The following is an 8,735-nucleotide window of genomic DNA, read 5'->3' on the forward strand; positions in this document are numbered from 1 at the left end:
CTCCTCCTACTGGACTTGAACCAGTGACATACGGATTAACAGTCCGCCGTTCTACCGACTGAACTAAGGAGGAATTGCCTGTCTCGTCGAGACGCAGCGGATATTAATGATCCCCCGGACGGGTGTCAACCCGCCACTCCACGGAAAAAGGGCTTTTCGGCCCGTTTGCCCAAAACTTGGGCGCTGTGGACTATTTTCAGCACAATCAGCAGCTTGAGATGCCCTGCCTGCGGCCACGGTCGGGCTGGCGATGAAGGTGCCATCGGCCTGGAGGGGGCGAGGCAATGGATAAGCCGATCATGGCGGGAACCGATGAAAATCGGCGATGTCGCCCCTGTCGATGGGCTTGCCTCTGAGGTGTGGGGGATGCGAGGGAGGTGCCGGGTCGCGATGACCAGGGATCTATTAAAGGAATGGCAGGGAAAATCGGCGATATGCGAGCTATCGATGACAATAATGCGGGGTAATGGCCATTTCTTGATCCTGCCCATCGAATTATCTGGCCGGGTCGGGTATGGTTGCCTTCGATACCATCGCCGCGTCGACAGCTCTGCCGGCCCTTGATGATGATCGGGTGCCGGTTCACCCCGGCCTTTGTCTCCCTCTTCTGGTATTACCCTAGACATGCACAATCAAGCTTCCTTACAAGGCGTGAAGCTGGCCATCGCATTGCGCCAATCCTGCATTGACGAACCCTACAGCGTGGCGCGCTTTGGCCGCGACCTCATCGCCGGCATCACGGTCGGCATCATCGCCATTCCCCTTGCCATGGCACTGGCCATCGCCAGTGGGGTGCCGCCCCAGCACGGGCTCTACACCGCCATCATCGCCGGTATCGTGATCGCCGTGACCGGCGGCTCCCGCTTCTCCATCTCGGGGCCCACCGCCGCCTTCGTGGTGATCCTCTACCCGGTGGCCCAGCAGTTCGGGGTGGGGGGGCTTTTGATGGCCACCCTGATCTCGGGCTGCTTCCTGGTGGCCATGGGGATGGCGCGCCTCGGCCGCCTCATCGAATACATTCCGCCCTCGGTGACCCTGGGTTTTACCGGCGGTATCGCCATCGTGATCGCCACCCTGCAGATCAAGGATTTCTTCGGCCTGCAGGTGCCCGAGATGCCGGAAACCTACCTCGGCAAGGTGCAGGCGCTGGCTCATGCCCTGCCCAGCTGGCAGTGGGGGGACACCCTGGTGGGGGTGGCGACCCTGGCGGTGCTGCTGCTCTGGCCTAGGCTGCGTCTGCCGGTCCCCGGCCACCTGCCCGCCGTGCTGGTGGGGGTGGGCCTGGGCTTTGGCCTGCACCAGTTCGGGGTGGACGTGGCCACCATCGGCAGCAAGTTCAGCTATACCTTGGCCGACGGTACCCAGGGCATGGGCATTCCCCCCATCGCCCCGACCCTGGTGATGCCCTGGGCGCTGCCGGGGCCGGACGGGGCGCCGGTGGAGTGGAACCTCGCCGCCATCGAGCGGCTGCTGCCCGCCGCCTTCTCCATGGCCATGCTGGGAGCCATCGAATCCCTGCTCTGCGCCGTGGTGCTCGATGGTATGACGGGTCGCAAGCACAGCTCCAACGGCGAGCTGGTGGGGCAGGGCCTTGGCAACATCCTGGCTCCTTTCTTCGGTGGCATCACGGCGACGGCCGCCATCGCGCGCTCCGCCGCCAACGTGCGGGCCGGTGCCACCTCGCCCATCTCCGGTATTGTCCATGCGCTGGTGGTGCTGGCTGCCATCCTGGTGCTGGCTCCCTGGCTCTCCTGGTTGCCGCTCTCTGCCATGGCCGCCCTGTTGCTGCTGGTGGCCTGGAACATGAGCGAGGCCCACAAGGTGGTGGATCTGGTGCGCCGGGCGCCCAAATCCGATGTGCTGGTGCTGCTGGTCTGCCTGTCGCTGACCGTCATCTTCGACATGGTCATTGCCATCACCTTCGGGGTGATCCTGGCCTCTTTGCTGTTCATGCGTGAAATCGCCAAGATGACCAGGCTGCACAACCTGGCGGATCACAAGCGCTATGCCAGCGAGGTGTCCCTCTCGACCCTTGTCTACAAGATCAACGGGCCACTGTTCTTTGCCGCCGCCGAGCGGGTCTTTGACGAGTTGCTTGCCCAGGTGAAGGACCACAAGGAGTTGATCCTGCAAATGGAGGCGGTCTCCATCCTGGATGCTGGCGGTCTCACCGCCTTCCAGCAGTTCGCAAAACGCATGGCCAAGGCGGGGGTCCGTCTCAAGGTGGCTGAATTGCAATTCCAGCCCCTCAAGACCCTGGCGCGGGCCAAGGTGCGTCCGGTGGCGGGAGAGCTGGAGTTCTACGGCTCGCTGGAAGAGGCTATTCGAGGAGAACATTTGCACGAAGCGGTTGAAAATTGATGGAAAGGGATAGGAAACGGCATATTTTTAGTCACTTGGTTCGCTTATTGAGCAAACAGTGGCAAAAGATAAAAAATTGCATTGACCGCCTCGCGCCTATCCCTTACATTACGCCCCGTTCCAGCGCAACGGCGCAGCGAATTCGTGTTGGCTGAACACGTTAAAGCACAGACCAAAATTGGGTGCGGTGTCCGAGTGGCTGCCCACCGACGAAGTCGGCAAGATGCACGCGCAGCGTGCTCCGAAAGCCACTTCAAGCAGTGAAAATTTGGTGAGGTGTCCGAGTGGCTGAAGGAGCACGCCTGGAAAGTGTGTATACGGCAACGTATCGAGGGTTCGAATCCCTCCCTCACCGCCAAATATAACCCGTTGAATTTCAACGGGTTTTTTCATTTCTAGACTTACGTGATTTTTTTCCTGGATCAACTGGGTGGAACAATCATGTATCTGAGTAAAAATGCCTCCGGCACCTACTACACTCGTCTCCCGCTGCCTAAGTCATTACGTGACCGTGGCTTGCCCTTCGCTATCCGTACTTCCCTTTGCACCAAAGATCGTCAGCTCGCCGTAGACCGCAACCTGGCAGTGGCAGCTCGTACTCGCGCACTTATCGCGGCTACTCCTGCCGATACTGCCCCCCGCAGTTTCTATCGCTGGATCCGCGCCGATCTAGACGCGTTCAAAGCAGCGGGGTTCATCCCTCCTCAAACACCTTCCACACCTCGTGAACCTTCTGTTGATGCCCCAGCTTGCCCCAGCAGTGGGATCATGCTCACCCACGCATTGGCGAGATTCATCGAGACTAAAACCAGTGAGGGGATCCAGCATAGGTCGGTGGGCCAGCTCCAACTTCGGATCAACGCCTTCGTCACCTGGGCCAAAGGGGTTAAAGTCGATGAGGTGACGCCCGCGCTGGCACAGGAGTACCGCAACAGCTTGCTGCGCAAGACCAACCTCAGTTTCAAAACCAAAGGAGATTACCTCGCCGCCCTGAAACAGTTCTTCCGTTGGTGCGTGGCGCTGGACTATTGCAGCCGTAACCCTTTTGATGGGTTGACGGCAGGCAAGAAGCCGCACAAACGGGCGGATGAGGAGCGAGTGCGCTGGCATCGCCCTCAACTGGCTCAGCTGTTTGCCAGCCTGCGTAGCAAACAATCTCGGAAAGGCAAAAAATTGAGAGTTCAAGACTGGTGGGTGCCCCTGCTGTGCCTGTATGCCGGGCTGCGACCCTCCGAGGCTTGCCAGCTCAAAACTCAGAACATCAAACAGGTTGAGGGGATTTGGTGTCTGATGGTCGATGCGGGAGAGGTGGATCAACAGCTCAAGAGTGCCAATGCGTACCGTACCGTGCCGCTACATAGTGCGTTGATCGGACATCAATTCCTGGACTATGTGGAGAGTCGTCGCGGTCAGGGGCAGGTATTTTTGTTCGACGACAAACCATCAGGCAAAGACGACGACTGGGCGCATAACATCACCTGTCGCTTCCAACGCCACCTCAATGATGCTGGCATCGTAGGTCAGGGCCGTCCCACGCTTTACGGGCTGCGGCATAGCTACATCGATGAGTTACAGCAGGCGGACGTTGCTGAGCATATTGTGGCTGAGTTGGCGGGACATAGGGAAAGTGCGAACAAGTATCCCAAGAACAAAAAATGAAAATTTTAGTCATTTAATATCAATGGGTTACCAGTAAATGCTCTCGTGCCATATGACTTATTCGCACCTTCCAAAATGTCGTCTCATCGGAAAGCCGTCTTTACTTTCATAAATTCCACATAGAACTGCGTTCTATGTGAATATACGATCCAGAGTTTAGTAGCGCAGGCCGGTCAATAAGAACTCATCTCAGTGTATTAATGGTCAACTCTGTACTCGTTGCGTATTCCGGTGAAGTTGAACAGCCATTCCGGCCAACGTGAACACCCTGATCCTTAACGCGCTCATGTCATCTCGTTTCTAAGGAAGGTGCGAATAAGCGGGGAAATTCTTCTCGGCTGACTCAGTCATTTCATTTCTTCATGTTTGAGCCGATCTTTTCTCCCGTAAATGCCTTGAATCAGCTTATTTAGACCGTTTCTACGCCATTTAAGGCGCTATTCCCAGTTTTTAGTGAGACCTCACCCACTGACGTATCATTTGGTCCGCCCGAAACAGGTTGGCCAGGGTGAATAACATCGCCAGTTGGTTATCGTTTTTCAGCAACCCCTTGTATCTGGCTTTCACGAAGCCGAACTGTCGCTTGATGATGCGAAATGGGTGCTCCACCTTGGCCGGTAATCCCCCCGAAAAACTGAGGTGCTTATAAGTAGAATGTTCCCGTACCTTGATACCCGGAGGTTCTACATGAAAACATCACGCTTTAGCGATGCCCAGATCATCGCCATTCTTAACAAGGCCGAGGCTGGCTCCCCCGTTCCGGAGCTCTGCCGCGAACATGGCATCAGCTCCGCCACCTTCTACAAGTGGCGCTCTAAATACGGCGGAATGGATGCCTCCCTCATGGCTCGCCTCAAAGAGCTGGAGGACGAGAACCGCCGCCTCAAGAAGATGTACGCCGAGGAGCGCCTCAAAGCCGAGATCATCGCTGAGGCCATGGCAAAAAAGTGGTGACGCCATCTGCCCGGCGGGAGATGGCAACCAGGGCCGTAGCGGATTACGCCATCTCCATCCGCCGGGCTTGCCAGGTGTTCAAGGTCAGCGAGGGCTGCTATCGCTATCAGCCGGTGCTGGCCGATGAAAATCAGGAGATTGCCGATTGGCTGCTGCGCCACAGCGCTAATCAGCGTAACTGGGGTTTTGGACTGTGCTTTCTGTACCTGCGTAACGTCAAAGGCTTTGGCTGGAACCACAAGCGGGTGTACCGGATTTATCGCGCCCTTGAACTTAATCTGAGGATCAAGCCGCGAAAACGGCTGGTACGGGCCAAACCGGAGCCGCTGGCGGTCCCTGAAAAACCCAATCACTGCTGGTCGATGGACTTCATGCATGACCAGCTCGGTGATGGCCGTTCGGTGCGGCTGTTTAATGTGATCGACGACTTCAACCGCGAAGCACTGTGCATCGAGGTGGATTTCTCCTTGCCTGCCACACGGGTCAAACGGGCGCTGGAGCAAGTGATCGCGTGGCGGGGAAAGCCGGTGGAGATCCGCTGCGATAATGGCCCGGAATATATTAGCGAGGAGCTCAAGCGCTGGGCTCAGCAGGAAGGGATAGCGCTGCGGTATATCCAGCCGGGCAATCCCCAACAGAACGCGTATATCGAGCGGTTTAACCGCACGGTACGTTACGACTGGCTGGGTCATTACCTGTTTGAGTCACTGAATGAATTGCAGGCATTTGCCACAAACTGGTTGTGGACGTATAACCATGAGCGGCCCAATATGGCGCTGGGTGGCTACACACCAAAACAGTGCCTAATGCAGGCCGCATGACCTCTACTTTTGAGTGCCCCTAAGAATGGGGGGAATACCGAACGACCAGCCGAGCTGGGTCAGCAGGGTCAGAGCTGGGATCTTGGCGCTGTACTCTTCCTGAAACCGTGGTAATTTTTTATTCCACATCACCCTTTCCCCCAGAATAAAATGGAGAGTCATTATATATTTTTTGATATTTGATACTATCAGACTCGCCATTATTAACATTGCCGTATTTTTCTTTGTGATAAGTACAGCAACTGCCACACGACGTACAGATGTACCGACCTTCTGAACACTTTTGCTTTAGGTCTCGACTATCTATTATTTCATAGCATTTAAAACCAATGCAGTGATTGATGTAATAGTTTATTTTATGCTCTACACAACATTCATTTGCACAATAAAAAACTGTCGCTCGGTATGCTGCACTTTTTGGCTTGGTAATAAATGAATTGGATTTAATATCAAATGTCGTTACTTCGACTAGCGCGTAACTAAGGTTAGGCTTCATAAGCATACCGCAGCAACGACAATGCAGCCTAGGAAAAATTTCTCGCATACGATTCAGATATCCTGCAAGTTTAATTGGGAGATCTCTTTTAGATGGTTTATTTAACAACTCATATTTAGCTCCATAATGGCTTAACCAATCATACAAGCTAAACTCAAGATAATGTTTATTAAGGTTTGGTATTACATGCTGATCTGTACATTTTTTGCCACGACATAAAAATATACTAGTATCAGCCTCAACATTTGTCGCATTTGAAATACGAGAGAGATTATGAGGATAACGTTTTTGAGAATTTTTTATTTCTTCTGGTGTTTGCGTTTTCCAATAAAATGCTTCGCAGGATAAATCTATATATGGAAAGTGTTCTGCTAGTGTTTGGCAGCGTGGGAAAAGATTAAAAAATGAAGGATGATCAATACGAAATTTATTCGTAAGCAAGGCTTCCCATATGTCATGCAGGATAGAGGCGATGATAGCATCAGGAGTGTTGGATTGATTAATGATTGGTATTAAATTCGCTAAAATGTAGAATTCTGGATCAATAGATAGTGTAGGCGAATTCATTATGTCATCTATAAAGCTTAAATCTTTTAAGAAAATTTTTTCCTTAGTGTAAAATGCATCAGCAAATGGCTTGATTAGTGGGTGCTGACGATATTGATCATAGGTGGTTATATTTTTTTGGTAAGCACCCATAACAAAGTTGGCAACATTAATTTTTTCGTTGGTAAATTGTTTGGTAACAAAATCTTCCATATCATCTCGCCAAACTTCTAATATCTCTTTTGAATCCACCACCTGATTAAACCCAAGATATAGAGCGGCGCTAAATGAAATGTGGTTTATTATTTCACTTAGTAATGCATTTATTTTAATCTTGCCGGCCTGCATATCTACAATGAATGTAGTAAAGGCTTCAATTTGATTGTCAATTAACTCCTTACTAATCAATAATGGAGGAACTCCATTTGAGATGACATAAGCAATACCTTTTTTACTTGTGATGTCATCTATTAACTGACTTGACATATCAGCAGGCCGAACACCATGAGAAATCGCTTTTTTAAGTCCTACGGATTTAACAAAATCTGATATTGCTTGCTTTGGTATTTCCGTTAGTGGAATGCCGTGCAACTTGACTTCATCAATACCAACACTTCTTGCATGTTTCGCAATTAAACCTCTTGGTAGATAAGATAAAGGAATACCATTTTCAATATCAATTATAACACCATCCTTTATAAAACATTCTACTATCAAATCATCTGGCACCATTGACAATGGTATGCCATTAGAGTTAGCGCTAATGACGCCTACACATTTTACGAAGTTCAAAATGATATCTATTGATATTCTATTAAGAGGAATTCCTTGCGCCAAGGCATTAACTATTCCTACCGACTGTACATGTTTCGAAATTAAATCATCCGGGATTTCTGATATCGGAATACCATCTGAAACAGCGGCAATAACTCCAACATTATTTACATGCACCAGAATCAACTTTCTTGGTATCCTAGCAACAGGGATACCGTGAGAAATGGCCTCTATAATCCCTACTGTAGAAATATAATCAAGAACCAACCTATCTGGCATGCTCGATATCGGTATACCCTGTGATATGGACTCCGGGACCCCAAATTTATTGACATGATGAGCAATCAAATCGCTTGGTATTATTGATAGTCGAATGCCACTGGATATTGCCTTAATAAGGCCAATTTTTTCGATATACACTGTTAGCAAACTATTTTTATTGCTACATGCCATTATTATGGAAATGAACTCTGCGATACGCTCAGAGTTTTGTGAAAATTTATCCACGATACGATAAGCATCATTGCAATCAAACAAATCAGCTAAAGTCTTCTTGATTGAAGAATCACGTAACTCAACAAACTCATCAGAAAAAACCAAATACTGATAGAGTATTTCTGTTAGATTATTGTCATTTTTTGAAAGCGCATAAGCATTAGATGCATTTACTTTGCCTCTGTTATCCTTACCTATTTCATAGAGTACGATTTCACCTTCCACCAATAATGGCTTATTGATGACTGCATTCTTATGCACAAAAATATCTTCACTTCCATTTGTTGCTAAAAAACCAAACTGGTTATCTCTGCCTGTGTTGTTGTTACGACCTCCGAACCATTTAACACAAGCAAGCTTCCAATTTTTTGGGGAACCAAATCTATCTATAATATGTGCAGTCATCGTATCACCATTAAATCCATTTAAACCCGCCGTTTGCCGGTCAGCAGTTGTTGCATCAGGGCCTTTTTCTCTTGGGAAGGTGCGAATAAGCGGGGAAATTCTTCTCGGCTGACGCAGTCATTTCATTTCTTCATGCTTGAGCCGATCTTTTCTCCCGTAAATGCCTTGAATCAGCCTATTTAGACCGTTTCTTCGCCATTTAAGGCGCTATTCCCAGTTTTTAG

At 50.4% G+C, this 8,735-nt stretch carries 4 protein-coding genes, 2 tRNA genes and 1 pseudogene; 4 read left to right on the top strand and 3 right to left on the bottom strand.

Features of this window, described 5'->3' with window-relative positions; all coding sequences use genetic code 11:
- A tRNA-Asn gene (locus tag PG896_RS19735) sits at positions 1-73 on the bottom strand.
- Between the two features lie 551 nt (positions 74-624).
- Here PG896_RS19735 and dauA point away from each other — a divergent pair.
- The 3 genes from dauA to PG896_RS19750 all read left to right on the top strand — a co-directional run bounded on the left by dauA (position 625) and on the right by PG896_RS19750 (position 4,020).
- A complete protein-coding gene (dauA, locus tag PG896_RS19740; protein ID WP_270836112.1) occupies positions 625-2,361 on the top strand; it encodes a C4-dicarboxylic acid transporter DauA in 1,737 nt (578 codons plus the stop codon).
- 270 nt (positions 2,362-2,631) lie between these two features.
- Positions 2,632-2,719 (top strand) — tRNA-Ser (locus tag PG896_RS19745).
- A gap of 83 nt (positions 2,720-2,802) precedes the next feature.
- A complete protein-coding gene (locus tag PG896_RS19750) occupies positions 2,803-4,020 on the top strand; it encodes a site-specific integrase (RefSeq protein WP_270836114.1) in 1,218 nt (405 codons plus the stop codon).
- Positions 4,021-4,470: 450 nt separating this feature from the next.
- Here the strand turns inward: PG896_RS19750 and PG896_RS19755 are convergent.
- A pseudogene (locus PG896_RS19755) lies at positions 4,471-4,635 on the bottom strand (transposase); the annotation flags it as partial.
- 72 nt (positions 4,636-4,707) lie between these two features.
- Here PG896_RS19755 and PG896_RS19760 point away from each other — a divergent pair.
- Positions 4,708-5,795, top strand: a protein-coding gene (locus tag PG896_RS19760) for an IS3 family transposase (RefSeq protein ID WP_270836115.1) whose coding sequence is annotated in 2 segments (ribosomal slippage) — positions 4,708-4,960 and positions 4,960-5,795 — 1,089 coding nt in all. Because the reading frame shifts where the segments join, the coding sequence is not laid out codon by codon here.
- 118 nt (positions 5,796-5,913) lie between these two features.
- Here the strand turns inward: PG896_RS19760 and PG896_RS19765 are convergent.
- Positions 5,914-8,511 (bottom strand): cold shock domain-containing protein, encoded by a 2,598-nt coding sequence (locus PG896_RS19765; protein ID WP_270836116.1) that lies wholly within the window; start codon positions 8,509-8,511, stop codon positions 5,914-5,916.
- Positions 8,512-8,735 lie beyond the last annotated feature (224 nt).

This window comes from Aeromonas sp. QDB30 (assembly GCF_027707645.1).
In the GTDB taxonomy this organism is placed as follows: domain Bacteria; phylum Pseudomonadota; class Gammaproteobacteria; order Enterobacterales; family Aeromonadaceae; genus Aeromonas; species Aeromonas caviae.